Origin of the sequence: Aeromonas sp. QDB39, from assembly GCF_027707585.1 — a bacterium.
Lineage (GTDB): Bacteria > Pseudomonadota > Gammaproteobacteria > Enterobacterales > Aeromonadaceae > Aeromonas > Aeromonas hydrophila.
Genome location: NZ_JAPCIV010000007.1, coordinates 32,106 through 52,240, shown reverse-complemented (window position 1 = coordinate 52,240; position 20,135 = coordinate 32,106). Strand labels below are relative to the sequence as shown.

Annotated in this window: 19 protein-coding genes and 1 pseudogene; 13 read left to right on the top strand and 7 right to left on the bottom strand. The window is 63.5% G+C overall.

What is annotated here, in order from left to right; all coding sequences use genetic code 11:
- Positions 1–62 precede the first annotated feature (62 nt).
- Positions 63–899: a DMT family transporter gene (locus tag PG899_RS05695; RefSeq protein WP_041217471.1), complete on the top strand. Its 837-nt coding sequence runs from the start codon at positions 63–65 to the stop codon at positions 897–899.
- Between the two features lie 33 nt (positions 900–932).
- Here PG899_RS05695 and PG899_RS05690 read toward each other — a convergent pair whose 3' ends face one another.
- Both PG899_RS05690 and PG899_RS05685 read right to left on the bottom strand, forming a co-directional pair.
- On the bottom strand, positions 933–1,823 hold the full coding sequence (locus tag PG899_RS05690) for a hypothetical protein (protein ID WP_179101377.1): 891 nt from the start codon (positions 1,821–1,823) through the stop codon (positions 933–935).
- A gap of 65 nt (positions 1,824–1,888) precedes the next feature.
- Positions 1,889–3,112 carry an Nramp family divalent metal transporter gene (locus PG899_RS05685; RefSeq protein WP_179101378.1) on the bottom strand — a complete coding sequence of 408 codons (1,224 nt, stop codon included), beginning with the start codon at positions 3,110–3,112 and terminating at the stop codon, positions 1,889–1,891.
- A gap of 237 nt (positions 3,113–3,349) precedes the next feature.
- On the opposite strand from PG899_RS05685, the gene rpsF reads away from it, so the two are divergent.
- The 4 genes from rpsF (at position 3,350) to PG899_RS05665 (ending at position 5,338) form a co-directional block, all read left to right on the top strand.
- Complete coding sequence (gene rpsF / locus PG899_RS05680; RefSeq protein WP_005308887.1) at positions 3,350–3,736, top strand: 30S ribosomal protein S6; 387 nt, start codon at positions 3,350–3,352, stop codon at positions 3,734–3,736.
- A 30-nt stretch (positions 3,737–3,766) separates the two neighbouring features.
- On the top strand, positions 3,767–3,997 hold the full coding sequence (gene rpsR, locus PG899_RS05675) for a 30S ribosomal protein S18 (RefSeq protein WP_005308890.1): 231 nt from the start codon (positions 3,767–3,769) through the stop codon (positions 3,995–3,997).
- Between the two features lie 52 nt (positions 3,998–4,049).
- On the top strand, positions 4,050–4,496 hold the full coding sequence (gene rplI / locus PG899_RS05670) for a 50S ribosomal protein L9 (RefSeq protein ID WP_011704669.1): 447 nt from the start codon (positions 4,050–4,052) through the stop codon (positions 4,494–4,496).
- A gap of 101 nt (positions 4,497–4,597) precedes the next feature.
- Entirely contained in the window at positions 4,598–5,338 is a 741-nt protein-coding gene (locus PG899_RS05665; protein WP_077095909.1) for a ferredoxin--NADP reductase, read from the top strand.
- Positions 5,339–5,390: 52 nt separating this feature from the next.
- Here the strand turns inward: PG899_RS05665 and PG899_RS05660 are convergent, their stop codons facing one another.
- Positions 5,391–5,726 carry a hypothetical protein gene (locus PG899_RS05660; RefSeq protein WP_077095910.1) on the bottom strand — a complete coding sequence of 112 codons (336 nt, stop codon included), beginning with the start codon at positions 5,724–5,726 and terminating at the stop codon, positions 5,391–5,393.
- A 302-nt stretch (positions 5,727–6,028) separates the two neighbouring features.
- On the opposite strand from PG899_RS05660, the gene PG899_RS05655 reads away from it, so the two are divergent.
- A complete protein-coding gene (locus PG899_RS05655; protein WP_065479583.1) occupies positions 6,029–7,027 on the top strand; it encodes a Preprotein translocase subunit SecY in 999 nt (332 codons plus the stop codon).
- Positions 7,028–7,076: 49 nt separating this feature from the next.
- Here PG899_RS05655 and PG899_RS05650 read toward each other — a convergent pair whose 3' ends face one another.
- On the bottom strand, positions 7,077–7,244 hold the full coding sequence (locus PG899_RS05650; RefSeq protein WP_005308905.1) for a hypothetical protein: 168 nt from the start codon (positions 7,242–7,244) through the stop codon (positions 7,077–7,079).
- A 56-nt stretch (positions 7,245–7,300) separates the two neighbouring features.
- On the opposite strand from PG899_RS05650, the gene PG899_RS05645 reads away from it, so the two are divergent.
- The 5 genes from PG899_RS05645 (at position 7,301) to PG899_RS05625 (ending at position 14,661) form a co-directional block, all read left to right on the top strand.
- Entirely contained in the window at positions 7,301–8,266 is a 966-nt protein-coding gene (locus PG899_RS05645; protein WP_179101379.1) for an NADP-dependent oxidoreductase, read from the top strand.
- Complete coding sequence (locus PG899_RS05640; RefSeq protein ID WP_029304641.1) at positions 8,263–8,700, top strand: YqaA family protein; 438 nt, start codon at positions 8,263–8,265, stop codon at positions 8,698–8,700. Before PG899_RS05645 ends, PG899_RS05640 begins: the two co-directional genes overlap by 4 nt.
- A 19-nt stretch (positions 8,701–8,719) precedes the next feature.
- Positions 8,720–11,533 (top strand): M16 family metallopeptidase, encoded by a 2,814-nt coding sequence (locus PG899_RS05635; protein ID WP_077095912.1) that lies wholly within the window; start codon positions 8,720–8,722, stop codon positions 11,531–11,533.
- 60 nt (positions 11,534–11,593) lie between these two features.
- Positions 11,594–13,192 (top strand): glutamate--cysteine ligase, encoded by a 1,599-nt coding sequence (gshA, locus tag PG899_RS05630; RefSeq protein ID WP_029301984.1) that lies wholly within the window; start codon positions 11,594–11,596, stop codon positions 13,190–13,192.
- Between the two features lie 254 nt (positions 13,193–13,446).
- A complete protein-coding gene (locus PG899_RS05625; protein WP_077095913.1) occupies positions 13,447–14,661 on the top strand; it encodes an aldose 1-epimerase family protein in 1,215 nt (404 codons plus the stop codon).
- Between the two features lie 82 nt (positions 14,662–14,743).
- Here the strand turns inward: PG899_RS05625 and PG899_RS05620 are convergent, their stop codons facing one another.
- Positions 14,744–16,534 (bottom strand): AMP-dependent synthetase/ligase, encoded by a 1,791-nt coding sequence (locus PG899_RS05620; protein ID WP_077095914.1) that lies wholly within the window; start codon positions 16,532–16,534, stop codon positions 14,744–14,746.
- 185 nt (positions 16,535–16,719) lie between these two features.
- On the opposite strand from PG899_RS05620, the pseudogene PG899_RS05615 reads away from it, so the two are divergent.
- Positions 16,720–17,265, top strand: a pseudogene (locus PG899_RS05615) (hypothetical protein).
- Positions 17,266–17,302: 37 nt separating this feature from the next.
- Here PG899_RS05615 and rimI read toward each other — a convergent pair.
- Together rimI and PG899_RS05605 are read right to left on the bottom strand one after the other, a co-directional pair.
- Positions 17,303–17,752 (bottom strand): ribosomal protein S18-alanine N-acetyltransferase, encoded by a 450-nt coding sequence (rimI, locus tag PG899_RS05610; protein WP_029301988.1) that lies wholly within the window; start codon positions 17,750–17,752, stop codon positions 17,303–17,305.
- Positions 17,753–17,802: 50 nt separating this feature from the next.
- Positions 17,803–18,282 (bottom strand): DNA polymerase III subunit psi, encoded by a 480-nt coding sequence (locus tag PG899_RS05605; protein ID WP_077095915.1) that lies wholly within the window; start codon positions 18,280–18,282, stop codon positions 17,803–17,805.
- Positions 18,283–18,520: 238 nt separating this feature from the next.
- On the opposite strand from PG899_RS05605, the gene PG899_RS05600 reads away from it, so the two are divergent.
- The gene (locus PG899_RS05600) at positions 18,521–20,128 is read left to right on the top strand and encodes an ATPase RavA domain-containing protein (protein ID WP_179101380.1); all 1,608 of its coding nucleotides are present in this window, start codon (positions 18,521–18,523) and stop codon (positions 20,126–20,128) included.
- The last annotated feature ends 7 nt before the right edge of the window (positions 20,129–20,135 follow it).

Here is a 20,135-nt window from a genome sequence, read left to right as displayed (position 1 = left end):
CTCTCTGTCATGGCCGGGCAAACCGGCTATGCTGGGCGGCCTGTTGCTATCGGAACCCTGTCGTGACCCCTACCATCTTTGCTGCCATCCTGTTGGCCGCCCTGCTGCACGCGCTCTGGAATGCGCTGGCCAAGCGCCAGGCCGAGGGGCGCGTCAGCGTCTTGCTGGTTTCCCTCTGCTCCGGCCTGTTTGCCGCTCCCTTGCTGCCCTTGGTGGGCTGGCCTGTGGCGGCCGAATATCCCTGGCTGGCGCTCTCTATTCTGCTGCACTGCGGCTACTGTCTTTTTCTCGGTCGAGCCTACCGGCTGGGTGAGTTCGGCCAGGTCTATCCGCTGGCCCGGGGCAGTGCCCCTCTGGTGACCCTGCTGTTCGGGGCCCTGCTGCTGGGTGAAGTGCCGGGGATGGTGGCGGTGACGGGGGCCGTGGTGCTGGTGAGCGGCGTGCTGCTGATGGCGTGGCGCGGCGGTCTGCGGCTGGCGCCGGCCGCGCTGCAGGCGGTGCTCATCACGGCACTGTTTACCGCCTCCTACACCTTGTCCGATGGGGCGGGAGCCCGTTCGGCCGGTGAGCCGATACGTTACACCCTCTGGCTGTTCGCCCTCACCGCGTTGATGATGCCGCTGCTGATGCGCTGGCAGAGTCGCACCGCCTGGCGCGAGCTGGGGCCTGCGGCGTGGCGCAGCGGCGCCATCGGGGGCGCCCTGTCGTTGTTGGCCTACGGTATCGTCATCTGGGCCATGACCAAGGCGCCCATCGGCCTGGTGGCGGCCTTGCGCGAGAGCAGCGTGCTGTTTGCGGTGCTGCTCTCCTGGGGCTGGCTGGGGGAGACGCTGGGGCGGGTCCGGTTGCTGGCCGCCCTGGTGATCCTGGGCGGGATCCTGCTGATCCGTCTCGGCTAGGGGTAGGCGGATTAAGGCATCCGGGCCGGCCGGTCAGGGAGTGACCCGGGTCGTGAGGGTGAACCCCTCCTCACAGGAGGCCAGTTGCACCTGTACCAGCCCCAGTTCGGCCAGGCTGCCCACGTGGGTGCCGCCACAGGGGATGGTGACCTCCCGACCTTCCAGCGAGCAGTGCCAGTAACGGGAGTCGATGATCGCCTCGCCGGCCCGGCTGCGGCGGATCTCGCCACCGGCCGCCAGCCAGTCTGCCAACTGCTTGTTGATCATCTCTTCTATCTGCGCCAGGTCTGCCAGCAGTGCCTCGCTGTTGACTCCCTTCTTGCGCAGGCTCTTGCCGATCCGGTACTGCTCGCGCGAACCCATGGGCTCGACCCGCGAGGTCTGGATGGCGAGGCGATCGAAGTCCGGCTGATCCAGCGCGTCCTGCTCGTTGACCTCCTTGCGCCAGTAAGGCATCAGCGCCCGGTTGAGCGCCAGTGCCGCCAGATGACAGCCGCTGTGGCCCAGGCTCAGGGCGTGGCGGGCCTCGGCATCCACCCGCAGTGTCACCTGGCTGCCAACAGCCAGCACACAGTGGCCAGCCAGCGGGTGCACCACCACGAAGCGCCACCCTTCTGCGCCCCGCTTGACCGGGATCGCCTGGTCGACGAACAGCTCCCCATCCGGACTGATGGCCCCCATGCGGCAGGGGCCGACGGTCGCGTCACCGCCCTCCCAATGCACGGTACCCACGTCACCCGGCTGATCGGGCCAGAGGTGGCTCTGGGGATGAAAAGGGGTGAGGTCGGTGACCAGCAGGCTGGTGTCGCCGCTCTGGCAGCAGGTGACGCTGGCCTGCTCCTGATAGTGGCCCAGCACGAAGCTGGCTCGGGTATGTGGCATGGATGGCTCCCGCAAATCGAAGAGGAAGAGAGCCGCCAGCATACGCCAAAGCGCAAGCCGGCTCATTAACCTCGGTTAACGAGCCGGCCTTGGGAGGGGATGGCGGGCTAGATCATGGCGACCAGCAGGTAGGCGTTGAGCCCGATCACCAGGGCGACGATGAGGCGGCCGACTGCCTGGGTCACCGGGTGGTTGCGATATTGCCCCATCAGGGCGCGATCGCCGGTCAATATCAGCAGCGGAATGAGCGCCAGCGCGATGCCGAAGCTCAGCACCACCTGGCTCAGCACCAGGATTTCGGTGGTGTTGAGGCCCATGGCGATCACCACGAAGGCGGGGGCCATGGTGATGGCGCGGCGCAGCCAGAGCGGGATGGTGAAGCGCACGAAGCCCTGCATCACCACTTGGCCGGCCAGCGTGCCCACCACGGTAGAGCTGATACCGGAGGCGACCAGCGAGAGGCCGAACAGGGTGGCGGCCGCCTGCCCCAGCAGCGGGGTCAGGGTCTGGTAGGCCGACTCCAGCTCCGCTACCTGCTGGTTGCCGGAGCTGTGGAAGGCGGCCGCCGCCATGGCCATCATGGCCAGGTTGACGAAGCCGGCGATGGTCATGGCGATGGCCACGTCGACTCGGGTGGTGTGCAGCCGCTGGGGGACCGAGCCCTGATCCTGGGTGTGCTGGGTCAATGCCGAGTGCAGGTAGATGACGTGGGGCATCACGGTGGCACCGAGCACGCCGGCCGCCAGATAGACGGCGTCGCTGTTGGGCAGGCCGGGGAAAAGGGCGCCCTCCAGCAGGCTCGGCAGATGGGGGCGGGAGAACACCAGCTCGACGATGTAGGCCGCCGCCACGAACAGCAGCAGGCCGCCCACCACAAACTCCAGCGGTTTCTGGCCGCGGGACTGCAGCATCAGAATGCCCCAGGTGACCACGGCGGTGATGCCGGCCCCTTCCAGCAGGGTGACCCCGAACAGCAGCTTGAAGCCCACGGCCGCCCCGATGAATTCGGCCAGATCAGTGGCCATGGCGATGATCTCCGCCTGTACCCAGTAAGCCCAGACTGCTGGCTTGGGCAGCCGGTCGCGAATGTGTTCCGCCAGGTTCTTGCCGGTGACGATGCCGAGTTTGGCCGAGAGGGTCTGCACCAGCATGGCCATCAGGTTGGCCCACACCACTACCCACAGCAGCTGGTAGCCGAAGGTGGAACCTGCCTGAATGTTGGTGGCGAAGTTGCCCGGATCTATGTAGCCGATGGCGGCGATAAAGGCCGGCCCGAGCAGGGTCAGTTTGAATTTGCGGGCCGGGATGGCCGTGGTCAGCGCGGGTTGCATGGTATCAGCCTCCATAAGTGCATGGAGATAGAATAGATCTAAATGATAATTATTATCAATTGAAGTTTTGTATTGTTCTCATAGATAAAAACATCGGTGGCGGCTGGTTGCAGTGAGGGATGGGATTTTGTACAATACGCCGCCCTAGAAAAGCAGCGTCTAAACACCATTATGTTCCTTGCCTCCGAGGTCTGGCTGCACCTGGGCGGAGGCTGAATTAATCCGTAAGGAGCTAAAATGCGTCATTACGAAATCGTCTTCATGGTTCATCCGGACCAGAGCGAGCAAGTACCTGGCATGATCGAGCGTTACACCGGCGCCATCACCACCTCCGGTGGTACCATTCATCGCCTGGAAGATTGGGGCCGTCGTCAGCTGGCTTACCCGATCGACAAACTGCACAAAGCCCACTACGTTCTGATGAACGTAGAAGCAGAGCAAGCCGTTATCGATGAGCTGGAAACCAACTTCCGCTTCAACGATGCCGTTATCCGCAACATGATCATGCGCACCAAGCACGCCGTAACTGAAGTTTCTCCGATGGCCAAGGCCAAGGAAGAGCGCTTCACCCGTCGTGACGACGAGCGCCGTGAAGAAGCTACTGAAGCTGCTTCCGAAGAGTAATTCTGGATCACTGACTAGAGGATAAAGGCCATGGCACGTTATTTCCGTCGTCGTAAGTTCTGCCGCTTCACCGCCGAGAACGTTACCGAGATCGACTACAAAGATATCGTTACTCTGAAAAACTACATCACTGAATCTGGCAAGATCGTACCGAGCCGTATCACCGGTACCCGCGCCAAGTATCAGCGTCAGCTGGCACGCGCCATCAAGCGTGCTCGTTACCTGGCTCTGCTGCCGTACACCGATCTGCACAACAAGTAAGAATCGGTCCGGCGCTTAAGCCTAACTCAACGAAATTTATAGAGGAAAGGTAATGCAAGTTATCCTGCTCGACAAAATCGCCAAACTGGGCGGTCTGGGTGACCAAGTTTCCGTGAAAGCTGGTTATGCCCGTAACTACCTGATCCCGCAAGGCAAAGCTGTTATGGCTACCAAGGCCAACATCGAGACCTTCGATGCTCGCCGTGCTGAGCTGGAAGCCAAACTGGCTGCCGGTAAAGCTGCCGCTGAAGAGCGCGCTGCCAAGCTGGGTGAACTGGCTGCCGTTGTTATCGCCTCCAAGTCTGGCGACGAAGGCAAGCTGTTCGGTTCCATCGGTACCCGTGACGTGGCTGAAGCCATCACTGCTGCCGGCGTAGCCGTTGCCAAGAGCGAAGTCCGCATGGGCAACGTTCTGCGTAACACCGGTGACTACGAAGTTGTTGTTCAGCTGCACGCTGACGTCAAAGCAACCGTACAGATCCAGGTTGTTGCCCTGTAATAGCGATTCGCTTTTGCAGAAAAAACCCGCGCACTTGCGCGGGTTTTTTATTTTCAGGCCCAGGGTTAGAGTAAGGATCCGTTCTTCTGGAGGAGATCCCTATGGCCTGGGTCGAAGGTCGCGTCCTTGAGCGTATCGAGTGGACACCCACCCTGTTCTCCCTGCGTGTGGCGGCCGAGCTGGCCCCCTACAAGGCGGGGCAATTCACCAAACTGGCTCTCGAGCAGGGCGATCGCCGCGTCCAGCGGGCCTACTCCTTCGTCAATCCCCCGTCAGCCCCCTATCACGAGTTCTATTTCGTCGAGATCCCCGATGGGGAACTGACTCCGTCCCTCGGCTCCCTGCAAGCGGGCGACAGCCTGCTGGTGCAATCCCTAGCGACAGGTTTTCTGACCCTGGACGAGGTACCGGCCGGGCGCGATCTCTGGCTGCTCTCCACTGGCACCGCCATCGGCCCCTTCCTCTCCATGCTGGCCGACGGGGAAGCCTTCGCCCGTTTCGAGAATCTGGTGCTGGTGCACGGGGTGCGCAAGGGGGAAGAGCTGAGCTACCGGGAGCTTATCGCGGGTTTTGCCGCCCGCCACGGCGAGCGTTTTCGCTATGTGCCCTTCGTCAGCCGGGAGGAATGGCCCGAGGCGATGGCAGGGCGGATCCCGGCAGCCATCGCCGACGGCCGGCTGCAGGCGCGGGTCGGGCTGGAATTTGCTCCCGAGCTGAGTCAGGTGCTGATCTGCGGCAACCCGGCCATGGTGAAGGAGACCCAGCAGACCCTGCTGTCATTGGGGCTGACCAAGAACCTGCGGCGGGCGCCCGGCAACATCAGTGCGGAGAACTACTGGTAGAGAAATGGACACAGGGGCCTCGGCCCCTGTGTCAGGGTGACGGGGATGAGGATCAATTCTTCTTGCCGTTGCCGTTGCCGTTGCCGTTGCCGTTGCCTTTCTGCTTGTTGTGGCCCTGGCCCGGGTTGTTGCCGCTGTGGATGCTGCGGTTGTAGTGGTCCCGGTACTTGCCGTCCATCTTGTCGCAGTTGAGCTGGATGCGGCTGTCGCCGATGCCGAGATCCAGGCAGTTGCTCTGCCACCAGTCGTACTCTTTCTGATCCCAGTTGATGTCCAGCTTGATGTCGTCGGTGGAGAGTTTGACGCCATCGTTGTTCTTGGAGGGGGGCGCCGCCATGGCCACGCCTTGGACGAGCAGCAGGGAGAGCAGCAGGATGGATTTGTGCATGATGACCTCAAGTGCGGAAGGATTGGTCTCAGTGTAGAAGCTGGCGCCTTAACCGGGCCGGAACCGGGCACGACATCAGTTGGCGGGCATGTCATGCCGACTTGCCGCGGGCGGGCAGGCGATCAGGCTAGCGGGGTTTGCCGCGGCGGACAACGGGGAGGCGCCGACAATTTGCCCAATCTGGTCGCAGCCTGTCCGTTTGTGAAGGTATCTGAGTCAATTCAAATGATTAGCCTTCATTCTGTGGCTCGGCTGACTATAATCGGCAGCCAACTTTTCCTGCATATCGCACCCCCTTCATCATGACTACACAGGCTTCTACCGTGCTGCGCTACCCCAAGGGGTGGTTCGCCTTGACCACGGTGTACAGTTTTACCGGGCTGGCCATTCTGGCCTCCATCGTCTTCTCCCTGCTGCTGTTTCTCTCCATCGACGAGAACCCTCTGATGAAGTGGCTGTTCGGCGGCCTGGCCATCATCTTCGAGCTGGGCAAGTTCTACGTCTGGTACGAGTACGGCGAGTGCAAGGCGCGGCGGGAGCTGAGCGGGGCCTTCTGGTCGCTGCTGTTTTACAGCGTGCTGGCCGCCATCTCCATCGGTGGCAGCATCGGCGGCATCAACAGCGCCACCAACACTATCCTCAACCAACAGGCGCGCCATGAACGGGAGATCGCCCGCTTCGACGAGCAGATCGCCAGCATAGAGCGACAGATCCAGCTCAACGAGGAGGCGGCCCGCAAGTACATCGAGATGGCGCGTATCTCCAGCGGCGTCAGCGGGCTGCAGCAGGCCAACACCAAGCTCAGGCTGCGCCAGGACGAGCTGCGTCAGGAGCGCGACGCCAAGCCCATCAACGAGCAATCCTCCATGCTGGGGCTGATGAGCAGCCTGGCGGACGGGGTGGGGATGAGTATCAGCCAGGTGCAGTTTCTGCTGGTCTGCTTCCTCTCCGTGCTGCTCGACGTGTTCGGCGCCTTCTTCGTCAGCTTGATCGGCGAGGAGAACCGCTTTCGCCGCAGCTGGCTGTGGCAGCAGGCCAGGGAGCAGACCCTGGCCCGCCAGGCTGAGGTGGCGGCCATGGTGCCCGCCGTGATGGCCAGACCGGAGCCCGAGCCGGAAGTGGTGGCTCAGGTGCGCAGCGCGCTGGAGAGCGGCGAGCTCAAGTGCAGCAAGCGGCGGGTCGCAGAGGCGCTGTCGCTGTCGCTGGAGGAGGTGGATCGGGTGTTCCAGCATCTGCTGGCCCAGGGGGTGCTGGGGCAGGGCAGCAACCGCCACTACCATCTCAGCTCGCAGGGGAGTTGATCATCAGGCCACCGCAGGGTGGCCTTTTTATTGCCGCGCGGGGGCTGTGCTAGTGGGTCAGCACCATCATCAGGCTGAGGAAGGCGGCCAGCCCGCCGCCGATGCCGATGATCCAGTAAAAGCCCTTGGCCCCCTGTTTGAGCGGGATGCGGAAGTAGAGCAGAAACGCCCACCACCCCAGGGCCAGCAACAGAGGAATAAGAAACATTCGAGCCATGGTGTCCTCGCTGTTATTCTGTTGACCCTTGATCAATCAACAGGATGGATTGTGCAATGACGCAGCTACAGATTACCGCATTCGGCGACCCCTCGGTACTTCGGCTCAACCCTTCCCTAGACAAGGTGCCAGCCGACGGCGAAGTGCGGGTGCGCATCTGTTTTGCGGGGGTCAACCCCATCGATGCCAAGACCCGGGCCGGCCTCGGCTGGGCGGCGGCCCAGAACAAGGACAAGCTGCCCTGGACGCCGGGTTATGACGTGGCCGGGGTGGTGGAGAAGATAGGCCCCGGCGTCACCGCGCTGGCCGAGGGGGATCGAGTGTGCGGCCTGGTGGGCTTTCCCCTCGCGGCCGGCGGCTACGGCGAGTCCGTGGTGGCACGCGAGGAGGAGCTGGTCAGGCTGGAGCAGATTGGCCTCAGGCAAGGGGCGGCGCTGCCGCTGGCGGGCCTCACCGCTTGGCAGGGGCTGTTTGAACACGGCGCCCTCAAGGCAGGGCAGCGGGTGCTGATCCTGGCCGGTGCCGGCGGTGTCGGCCACCTGGCGGTGCAGTTTGCCAGCGCCTATGGCGCCGAGGTAGTGGCGACGGCGAGTCGCGACAACCACAGCTTCCTGCACGGGCTGGGGGCCAGTGGGATGGTGGATTACCATGACGCAGACTGGGTAGCCCAAGTGGGCCAGGTCGATCTGGTGCTGGATCTGGTGGGTGGCGAGAGCGGCAAGGCGGCGCTCGCCTGCGTCAAGCCGGGTGGCCGGCTGGTGACGGTGCCCACCATCAGTGCCCAGCAGATCAAGGATGCCGCGGCCGGCAGCGCCATCGAGGTGCTCGGCATGCTGGTACACCCCGACCGCCAGCAGCTGAGCCAGATGCTGACCCTGCTGCGTCAGGGTGAGGTTCAGGTCACGGTCGCCGGGGAGTATACCCTGGCCGAGGGGGCGCTGGCCCATCAGGCCATCGAGCAGGGCCACGTGCGTGGCAAGCTGTTGCTGCGCATGCCCGCCGCGGACGACCTGGCCGGATGAATGGCATCACCGAACTGGGGCTCGGCTGGCTGTTTCTGAGCGCCTTCACCTCCGCCACCCTGCTGCCCGGCAGCTCGGAAGTGCTGCTGGGGGCCATGGCGACCAAGGGGGAGTGGAGCATGGCCAGCCTGCTGCTGTGGGCGACGCTGGGCAATACCCTCGGCTCCATGACCACCTGGTGGCTCGGCTGGCTCGCCACCTTCAAGAAAAAACCGGAAGATTTTCAAGGCCGTGGGGAACAAAAAGCCCTCGGCTGGCTCAAACAACATGGCCACTGGTGTCTGCTGCTGGCCTGGACGCCGGTGATCGGCGATGGTCTCTGTCTGCTGGCCGGCTGGCTGCGCCTCTCCTTCTGGCGCTCTCTCATTCTCATCGGGCTCGGCAAATTGTTGCGTTATGCCTTGGTCTTTCTGCTGGCCAGGCAGATCTTCTAGCTTCACTCACGAGGTAACCGTGAACAAACTCATTCCATTAAGCATGCTTCTGGGCTTCTCCCTGCCCGTGCTGGCGGCACCCACCCTGGTGTCGGAACAGGTCAAGGAAGAGGGCAAACTCGGCATTCCCTATCAGATGTACAAGCTGGACAACGGCCTGACCGTCATTCTGGCGCCCGACAAATCCGATCCCCTGGTGCACCTGGACGTCACCTACCACGTGGGCTCGGCCCGCGAGCAGGTGGGCAAGTCCGGTTTCGCCCACTTCTTCGAGCACATGATGTTCCAGGGCTCCAAGCATGTGGGGGATCAGGAGCACATGCGGATCATCAACGAAGCTGGCGGTGACATGAACGGCACCACCAACAAGGACCGCACCAACTACTACGAGACCGTGCCGGCCAACCAGCTGGAGAAGGTGCTGTGGCTGGAGGCCGACCGCATGGGCTTCTTGCTCGACGCGGTGAGCCAGAAGAAGTTCGAGATCCAGCGCGCCACCGTCAAGAACGAGCGGGCCCAGCGCATCGACAATCAGCCCTACGGTCTGGTGAGCGAGAAGGTGGGGGAGGCGCTCTACCCGCGCACCCACCCCTACTCCTGGCAGCCCATCGGCTACGTGGAGGATCTCGACCGGGTCGACGTCAACGACCTCAAGCAGTTTTTCCTGCGCTGGTATGGCCCCAACAATGCCACCCTGACCCTGGGCGGCGACTTCGATACCAAGCAGGCGCTGGCCTGGATTGAGCAGTATTTCGGCTCCATCCCGCGTGGCCCGGACGTGGCCGAGCCGACCCCCCAGCCCGTCACCCTGCCCGAGACCCGTTATGTGACGCTTGAGGACAAGGTGCATCTGCCGCTGCTCTACATCAGCTACCCGACCGTGTCGCTCGGCGATCCGCAGGAGCCGGCGCTCGACATGTTTGCCGATGTGCTGGGCGGCAGCGCCAGCTCCATGCTCTACCAGTCGCTGGTCAAGAGCGGCAAGGCGATTGATGCGGGCGCCTCCCACTACTGCGAGGAGCTGGCCTGTACTCTGACCGTCTACGCCTATCCCAACCCGGCGGTGGACGGCAGCCTGAAGACCCTCAAGAGCGAGGTGGACAAGGTGATCGGCGAGTTCGCCGGTCGCGGCCTCAAGCCTGAGGATCTGGAGAAGGCGATCAACAGCTATCGCGCCTCGGCCATCTGGGGTCTGGACAGCGTCTCCGGCAAGGTGAGCCAGCTCGCCATGGGCCAGGTGTTCGCCCAGGATCCCAACTATGTCTTCAAGAGCCTGGATGCCATCGGCAAGGTGACCCCGGAGCAGGTCAAGACCGCCTACGACAAGTTCATCCTGAACAAGCCGGCGGTGGTGCTGAGCGTGGTGCCCAAGGGCAAGAGCGACTGGCAGGCCGCCAAACCGAACTTCACCCCGGCCAAGCGCGAGCTGCCGGACTATGCCAAGCATGATCAGGTGCTGGCCGAGCGACCGGTGAAAGACGATTTTGATCGCAGCGTGCAGCCCAAGGCGGCCGATGCGGTGAGCGTCAAGGTGCCCGCCATCTGGCACGGCAAGCTCGACAAGGGGATCGAGATCATCGGCACCCAGAGCGACGAAATTCCCGCCGTTTCCATCATGGTCGCCCTGCCGGGTGGCATGCGGGCCGAGGGCAAGGGCGAACTGGGGCTGGCCAGCCTCACCGCCAGCATGATGGGGCAGGGCTCGGTGCGTTTGACCGAGGCCCAGCTCAGCGACGAGCTGCAAAAGCTCGGCTCCAGCGTCAGCGTCTCCAGCGCCCAGTACAACAACCTGGTCACCATCAGCAGCCTGACCGACAAGCTGCCGCAGACCCTGGCGCTGGTACGCGAGGTGTTCGAGCGGCCCGGCATGCGCGAAGCCGACTTCGAGCGGGTCAAGGCGCAGATGCTGCAAGGGATGAAGCAGAGCGAGCAGCAGCCGGAGTGGCTGGCCGGTCAGGCATTCCGCGAACTGGTCTACGGCAAGCAGAACCGCCTCGGTCAACCGGGTGACGGCGTGCTGGCCGATGTCGAGAAGCTGACCCTGGCGGACGTGAAGCGCTTCTATCAGAACTACTACAACCCGACCAACGCCAAGGTGGTGGTGGTGGGTGACGTGACCCAGGCCCAGGTGGAGGATCAACTCGCCTTCCTGACCCAGTGGAAGGGGGCCGAGCCCTCTCTGGGCAGCCTCAAGCCGGCGGGTGAGCAGGCAAAGCCGGGCATCTATCTGGTGGACAAGCCGGGGGCGCCCCAGTCGGTGATCCGTATCGGCCGCCGCGCCATGCCGTTCGATACCACGGGTGACTACTTCACCGCCGGGCTGATGAACTTCAACCTGGGCGGCAACTTCAACAGCCGCATCAATCTCAACCTGCGCGAAGACAAGGGCTACACCTATGGTGCCAGCTCGGGCTTCTCCGCCAACCGCGAGGCGGGTACCTTCGCCACCGGTGCCAATGTGCGGGCCGATGCGACTGCGGATGCCATCCGCCAGTTCCTCAAGGAGATGGACAACTACCGCAAGAACGGCCCGACTCCGGTGGAGCTCGCCTACATGCGCAGCGCCGTCTCCCAGCAGGATGCCCTCTCCTACGAGACCTTGGGCCAGAAGGCGGGCTTCCTGCTGCAGATGATCATGTACGACCTGAAGCCGGACTATGTGCAGGCCCAGAACAACCTGATCAAGACGGTGTCGGCCGAGACGCTCAAGGCCAGTGCGGCACGCTGGCTTGACCCGGCCGAGATGGTGATTGTGGTGGTGGGGGACAAGCAAAAGCTTGAAAAACCCTTGAAGGAGCTTCATCTTCCCATCTATCCGCTGCAGCTGCCCTGAGGGCGCTACATAATAAAGAGCGCCGCCCCCCTGTGGGGCGGCCACACATGAGCCGTGAATATGACTACGACAAGCTTGTCACTCACCGAGTTGTTGACCGCCCTGGGTTCGCCGGAACGGCTGACCGCCCTCAAGGGGATCCGGCGCGGGATCGAACGTGAATGTCTGCGCATCACCCCGGAAGGAACCCTGGCCCAGACCGATCACCCCCGCAGTCTGGGCTCGGCGCTGACCCATGCCAACATCACCACCGACTACTCGGAGAGCCTGCTGGAGTTCATCACGCCGGCCACCGACTCCATCGACAGCCTGATGGAACAGCTTGGCGACATCCACCGTCACACCATCCACCATCTCGGTGATGAACGGATCTGGCCGCTGTCCATGCCCTGCTTCGTCGGCGACGAGGAGAACATCCGGCTGGCCCAGTACGGCAGCTCCAACATCGGCCGGATGAAGACCCTCTACCGGCAGGGGCTGAAGAACCGCTACGGCAGCCTGATGCAGGTGATCGCCGGGGTGCACTTCAACTTCTCCATGCCGGACAGCTTCTGGTGCGAGTGGCAGGAGCTGGTGTGCGAGGGGTGCTGCAGCCAGCGCTTCATCTCCGACAAGTACATGGGGCTGATCCGCAACGTCTACCGCTTCGGCTGGCTGGTGCCCTATCTGTTCGGCGCCTCGCCAGCCATCTGCGACTCCTTCCTGAAGGGGCGCAAGAGCAATCTGCCGTTCCAGAAGACCGGCAAGGGCACCCTCTATCTGCCTTATGCCACCGCGCTGCGGCTGTCGGATCTGGGCTACACCAACAGCGCCCAGGCGGGGCTCAAGATCAGTCACGACAGCCTGCCGGCCTATGTCAGCAGCCTGCGTCGTGCCATCAACACCCATGATCCCGACTTCGCCAAGATCGGCGTCAAGGTGAACGGCGAGTACCGTCAGCTCAACGACAACGTGCTGCAGCTGGAGAACGAGCTGTACGCTCCGATCCGGCCCAAGCGCACCCCGCGCAGCGGCGAGAAGCCGTCGGACGCGCTGGAGCAGCGCGGCATCGAATACATCGAGCTGCGCACCGTGGATGTGAACCCCTTCACCCCGTACGGCATCGAGGTTGATCAGATCCGCTTCTTCGACCTGTTCCTGGTCTGGTGCCTGCTGCGCCCGTCCCCGGTGCTGGGCGACGAGGAGATTGCCCGCAATCGCCGCAACCAGACCAAGGTGGTGCTGGAGGGGCGTCGTCCCGGCCTCGAGCTGGAAGACGAGCAGGGTCATGCCATCGGCCTGAAGGAGTACGGTCTCAAGCTGTTCGACGAGCTGGCCGAGGTCGCCGCGCTGCTGGATCGCTGCTGCGGTCGCAACCGCTACCGCGAGACCCTGGCGATGCACCGCGAGAAGCTGCTCAACCCCGAGCTCACCTACTCAGCCCGCCTGCTCAAGCAGTTGCTGGAGAGCGGCCAGGACAATGGCTGCTTCGGCGACGAGCTGGCCAACCGCTACCGGGAAGAGATGCTGGCCGGTGAGCTGCAGTACTGGGACGAGGCCTACTTTGCCGGCGAGGCCCGCGACTCGCTGGCCAAGCAGCGGGAACGCGAGCGCAGCGACAGCCTGTCGTTCGACGACTTCCTGGCCGATTACTTCGGGACCAGCAAGACCCCGGCCTGACGGGATCCACTTCTGCTGCAAGCCGCTCTTCGGAGCGGCTTTTTTATTCTCGCTCTCCAGTGGGCGGTTGGCCGTCACGGGCCCGAAAATAACTGTGAGTCAGCCTTCACTTCAGCAGCGCGATGGGCGGTTTTATTGTCAATCGGCTCACATTTTCCTCTTTTGCAGCTTGAGTCTGATGGGCTTGCCGCCTAATTTCTCGATAACTGAAACGATTCAGCTTTCACAAAAACAAGAGACACGAGGATAAATCCATGTTGAAGAGACTTTCCATTGCCGTACTGTTCGCGCTGGGCGCCAGCTCGAGCCAGGCTGCCGAATTCCTGCTGACCGACTCCCAGCAGGGGCTGGATGTGGGGGACTGGAAAATCACCAGCGACAAGCTGGGGATCAAGAGTCCGGCACCGTTCAGCATCGAGAAGAAACGGCTGCATGGCGGGCGTCAGGAGGGGGTAGACCTGCTGATTGTCGACAACGGGGTGATGAAGATAACCCTGATCCCGACCCGTGGCATGGGGATCAAGGAGGTCAGAGCCGCCGACTTGCGTCTCGGCTGGGATTCGCCGGTCAAGGAGGTGGTCAATCCGGCCTTCATCGATCTGGAGAGCCGCGCCGGGCTCGGCTGGCTCGATGGCTTCAACGAGATGCTGGTGCGCTGTGGCTACGAGTGGACCGGTCACCCGGGAGTAGATGACGACGGCCGCCTCAAGAGTCTGCATGGCCGGGTGCAGAACATTCCGGCCTCCGTGGTCAGCGTGACCATAGACGAGGAGCCACCCTACGCCATTCACGTGCTGGGCCGGGTGGACGAGCGCACCTTCAAGATGAGCGAGCTGGTCACCTGGACCCAGCTCAGCATCGTGCCCGGTCAGGCGGAGTTTGCCCTGCAAGACAAGCTGACCAACCACGCCGACTACGAGAACGAGTACCAGATCATCTACCACGGCAACTTCGGGGCCCCCATCCTGGAGGAGGGCGCGCGCGTCAGCTCCCCGGTGAAGCAGATCTCCCCGTTCAACGACTACGCCAAGGGGGGGCTGAAGAGCTGGCAAACCTATCTGGGGCCGACCAAGGGCTTCGATGAGATGGTGTTCAATCTGGTGCCCTACAGCGACGCCGAGGGCAACACCCTGGCGGTGCTGAACAACCGGGCAGGCAGTGCCGGGGTGGCGGTGGGCTACAACACCAGGCAGTTGCCGGTGCTGACCCTGTGGAAGAACACCGACACCCGGGCTCAGGGCTATGTGACCGGCATCGAACCCGGCACCAGCTATGCCTACAGCACCAAGTACCAGCGCCCGCTGGGGCTGGTCCCCAAAATCCAGCCGGGAGAGACCAAGACCTTCGATCTGACCTACCGCCTGCTGCAGAACGCCGACGAGGTGAAACAGGCTCTGGCCAGAGTGGAGCAGATCCAGGCTGGTCGCCCTACCGAACTGCGCGAGCAACCCTTGGTCAAGCTGCCGTAAGTGACGGACAAACAGCAAAAAGCCGCTCTTGAAGCGGCTTTTTTATTTCCTTGAACCCGAGCGGTATCAGACGTGGTTGTACTCAGACATGGTTATACATGGCCTCGATCTCGCTCTGGTACTTGGACTCGATGATCTTGCGGCGCAGCTTCATGGTGGGAGTCAGTTCGCCCAGCTCCATGGAGAAGGCGCTCGGCAGCAGGGTGAACTTCTTCACCTGCTCGAACTTGGCCAGCTCTTTTTGCAGATCCTGGATGCGTGCCTCGAAGAACTCCACCACCTTGGAGTGGCGCAGCAGTTCGGTCTTGCACTGGTACTGCAGGTTGATGGAGCGGGCGTACTCTTCCAGCGACTCGAAGCAGGGCACGATCAGCGCCGACACGAAGTGGCGGGCATCGGCGACGATGGCGATCTGCTCGATGAAGCGATCCTTGCCGATGGTGCCTTCCACCAGTTGCGGGGCCACGTACTTGCCGTTGGAGGTCTTCATCAGCTCCTTGAGGCGCTCGGTGAAGTAGATGTTGCCTTCGCTGTCGAGTTCGCCAGCATCACCGGTACGCAGGAAACCATCCTCGGTCATCACCTCGGCGGTCGCTTCCGGCTTGTTGTAGTAGCCGCGCATCACGGTGGGGGAGCGCACCAGCAACTCGTTGTTCTCACCCAGTTTCACCTCGATGCCGCAGAGCGCCGTGCCGATGGAGCCCAGCTTGAACTGGCTGTCTTCGTAGCAGCAGACGGTGGCGGTGGTCTCAGTCATGCCGTAGCCGTACTTGAGGTTGAGCCCCATGGCCTGGAAGAAGAAGTTAACCTCGTCGGCGAGGCGGGCGCCGGCCACCGGCAAGAAGCGGGTACGGCCGCCGAAGCGGGCGCGCAGCTTGCGAAACACCAGTCGCTCGGCGAGCCAGAGCTGGCCGTAGAGCAGCGGCGAGGCGGTCTTGCCCGCCTGGCGGGTAGCGACCATCTGCTTGCCCACTTTGGTGGCCCAGCCGAACAGGGCCTGGCGCAGACGCGGCGCCTGGGCCACCCTGGCCTGGATCATGGCGTAGGCCTTCTCGTAGAGACGTGGCACGGCGCACATCACGGTCGGCTGCACCTCGCCGATGACATCCATCACCTTCTGCGGATCGCGGATGTAGACGTTCTCGGCGCCGCAATAGAGCACGTAGTAGCTCCAGGCCCGCTCGAACACGTGGCTGAGCGGCAGCATGCAGAGCGACACATCCTGCTCGTTCAGATCGAGGCGGCTGTTGTGCATCTCGAAGCAGGCGGCGATGTTGGCGAAATCGAGCATCACCCCTTTGGGCTCGCCGGTGGTGCCGGAGGTGTAGATCAGGGTCAGCAGGTCATCCATGCGGTACTGGCTCTCGCGCTCGCGCAGCACCTGCTCGCTGGGCTGGTGGTTGCCGGAGACCAGGAACGTCTGGAAGTGGCTTGCCTGCGGGCAGCCGCGCAGGTTGACGCTGCCGTCGAGGGCGACCAGCTGGCGGATCTCGCCGCTTTCAATCAGTTGCAGCGCCTGGTCGTACTGAGGCTGTTCGCCGACGAACAGCACCTTGATGCCGGCATCTTTGACGATGTAGCGCAGCTGATCGAGCGTGCTGGTGGGGTAGATGGGGACGCTGACGCCGCGGGCGGCCAGGATGCCGAGATCGGCCTGGGTCCACTCCGGCATGTTGCGGGCATAGATGCCGACCATCTCGGTGGGCTGGTGGCCGGCGCGGATCAGCGCCTGGGCACAGTAGTCCATGGCCTGTCCCAGAGTACGCCAGCCGATGGCACGCCACTGGCCATCCTGTTGTACGCGCAGAGCGGCCTTGTTGCCAAGCCGGGCGATACGCTCCCGCATCAGTCGAACCAGGTGGTGTTTCGGCATCAGTCAGACATCCTCAAGTAACAGTTGTACGCCCTAAGGGGCACTGAAAATCGCGCTGGAGTTTAAACTCTAAGATTACAGCTTACAAGTGTTCGCCATTTGTCTTGGATCACAAAGTCGTCAATTAGGGTGAGCTTGAGGCATGATGGGGTCTGACATGCGGAGCCATTCAGGGAGGGTGAACAATGAGTGTCGGCATCAAGGGGGTGGTGACCGGGGTATTGCTGTTATTGGCGGGGGCCGGCGGCCTCTGGTTTACGCTGGGAGGCACGGGGAGCTAGGAGGACAACCCCTGGCTGAGCGGCGCCGAGGGCTACGCGCAGGCGCAGCAGCTGGCCTTGCAAAAGGGCTATCCGCTGCTCTACGTGATCGAGCGCGCCAAATGCCGGCGCTGCAAGCTGCTGGATACTACCCTGTGGCAGTCAGCGGAGATGGCGCCGGTGCTGGCCCGGCTGGTCAAGGTGCGCCTCAACCCGGATGCGGGGGATGGCAGCGAGCACATTCTGCGCCGCTTCCCGCAGGTGGCAACGCCGCCAGGCATCTATGTGCAGCAGCCGGGCGAGCCGCTCAAGCCCATCAAGATAGTGGTGGATATCCAGCAGATCTGGATGCCCGGGGTGACTTGGCAGCGCGGCTTCTTCATGCCGCTCTCTGCCGCCGGGTTCGAGGCGGTGCTGCACACCACTCAGAGCCTGCAGGATCCGGCCCTCGACAACGCACCGCTGCTGTAGTGCTGCAGATGTAGTGCCGCAGATGTAGCGCGGCGGCTTAGCCGAAGTCGAACAGGCGGGACATCAGCACGGCATCTTCCCGATCCTGGCCGGTGCCGTAGTAGTCGGCGCGCCGGCAGTACTCGGCAAACCCTTCGCTTTCGTAGAGGCTGATGGCGGTGCTGTTGCCGGCCCGCACCTCGAGGAACCAGGCCTCGGCCTTGTTGGCCTTGCTGCGGGTGAGGTACTCCTTGAGCAGCACCCGCCCCAGCCCCTTGCCCTGAAAGTCGGGGTGCACGCAGATGTTCATCAGCGAGCTGTCGCCCGCCACCAGATCCGAGATGTAGAAACCGGCCGGCTGGCCGTCGACCAGCAGCAGGCCGTTGAGGTAGCGCGGCCCGAAGCAGGAGAGCAGGTTGGCCTGGCTCCAGGGCTCCTTGTGGGCAGCCTGTTCGATGGGGTAGATGAGCTCGAAGTCGGTCTCGAGCAGGGGACGAAATTGCACCATGATGGCTCCGGGTCGGGGCGGCTGAACGAAGAGAGGGTGGGGCGCGGCGCTCAGCCGAGGCGCCCCTTGAGCTGCTGCCACAGCGCCCGTTTCTGGGCCGGGCTGGGCGCGAGCGGACAGATCAGGGCCTCTGGCCAGGCGGGATCGGCCGCCTCCAGCCAGAGCAGGGGCGGAGTGTGGCCAACGGGCAGGCTGCTCAACAGGTTGACCTCGTCGCTGCCGATGCCGAGCAGCTGGCAGAGATCCGCCAGCAGGCCGGGGGCGGGCAGCCGGCTCGCCAGGATCCAGAGCTTGCCGCTTGGTGGCTCGCTCGGCACGGCCGAGGCGGGGGCTGCCTCCTGCTCACTTGCCGGGATCTCATTGGCCGGCGCGGGCGCAATCTGATGGCCCGCCAGCAGGGCTGGCCGGCGCAGTTGCCAGCTTGGGATGCCCATCCGGGCCAGCAGGTGTTGCCGCAGGCGATCGGATGCCTGGTCAGGTTGCTTGGGGGCGGGCTCCCGCGCTGTGGTCAGCTGCACTGGATCTTGCATGGACGATGACTCAGTCTTGATCTGCATTGATGAAAAAAGCTCTGCGCAGGGTACACTCGAACGCGTTTTGCTGCATCTTTTGCGGTATGTTTTAGCCAGGTGAGGCGGCCCGGCGCTCGGCAACCGGCCGGAGCGAGCCACAGGCGGCCTCCCGACAATCCAACAAGCAGGACAGGGAACCTTCGATCGCGTCGCGGGTGTGCCGGTTCCAGACAACCCCAGTATCGGAAGTGTGCCTATGCCACCTTTAGCATCACAGAATCTTCGTCTCGCCCCCATTCACGAGCGCCTGCCACGCCTGCTGTCGGCCCTCGGCGAGGGGCTCTACGAGCGCCAGGATGCCCTGCGGCTCGGCCTGCTGGCGGCCCTGTGCGGCGAGAGCGTGTTTCTGCTGGGCCCGCCCGGCATCGCCAAGAGCCTGATCGCGCGGCGCCTCAAGCTGGCCTTCTTCGATGCCCGCCACTTCGAATACCTGATGACCCGCTTCAGCACGCCGGAGGAGGTGTTCGGCCCCCTCTCCATTCAGGCGCTGAAGGAGGATGGCAAGTATCTGCGGCTCACCGCCGGCTACCTGCCTGAGGCCGAGGTGGTGTTCCTCGACGAGATCTGGAAGGCAGGCCCCGCCATCCTCAACACCCTGCTGACCGCCATCAACGAGCGGCAGTTTCGCAACGGCGACAGCCAGCACCCCATCCCCATGCGGCTGCTGGTGACCGCCTCCAACGAGCTGCCGGCCCCCGACAGCGGGCTGGAGGCGCTCTACGACCGCATGCTGGTGCGGATCTGGATGGACCGGGTGCAGGAGAAGGCCAACTTCCAGGCCATGCTGGCCAGCGACGGCCAATCCCACCAGAATCTGCCGCCCTCGGTGCAGATCCACGGCGAGGAGTACCTGGAGTGGCAGGAGCAGATCGACCGGATCCGGTTGCCGGACGACTGCTTCGAGCTCATCTATCAACTGCGCCAGCAGCTCGACAGCCAGCTGGCCCACAGCTGCTACGTGTCGGATCGGCGCTGGAAGAAGGCCGTCAGGCTCATCAAGGCGAGCGCCTTTTTCAACGGCCGCGACGAGGTGGCCCCGCTCGATCTGCTGCTGTTCAAGGATTGCCTCTGGCATGACGAGGCCTCGCGCACCGCCCTGCTGGAGATGATGACCGAGTTCTCCCGTCTCTACGGCTATCAGCAGCTGGCCATGACCCGTCAACTGATGGGGCTGCGGGAGCAGTTCAAGCTGCTCAAACAGAGCGTGGCCCAGCGCCTGTGCTGCAAGGCCAGAAAGCGCCAGCAGTGGTTCGGGCGCCGCGCCCGCGGCATCCAGATCCCGCTGGCCAACGCCCGCCCGTTCGGCAAACTGGCGCACTTCCACCTGCTCACCCCGGCGGCGCTGGATGGCGACGATCCGGAGCGGCTGGTTGAGACGCTGGTGTTCGACCGCACCCTGCTCTCCCACTGGCATCCCACCGGCGAGGCACTGGTGGGCTGGCCGCTCGGCAACCCCAAGGAGGGCCACTACGAGCTGGTGCTGGACGACGAACTGCGGCTGCACGTGCTGGACTTGCAGCGCCAGCAAATCCCCCTGGTGCTGGTGGAGCGCAACCCCATCCCCGAGGTGGTGATCGCCCCCTGGCAGGCCGCCCTGACCGGGCTGCTGGCAGAGGCTGGCGTGCTGGCGCAGGAGCTCAAGCGCCAGCGCAACCTGTTCGAGCGCCATCAGCAGCACCTCTTCATCGGCCGCCACTGGCTGCAGCAGGTGGAGGACAGCTTCTTCGTGCTGAACCGGGATCTGGACCAGCTGCGCACCGACCTCAGCCACTGGCACGACCGGCTGCCGCAGCTGGACGCCTGAACCATGG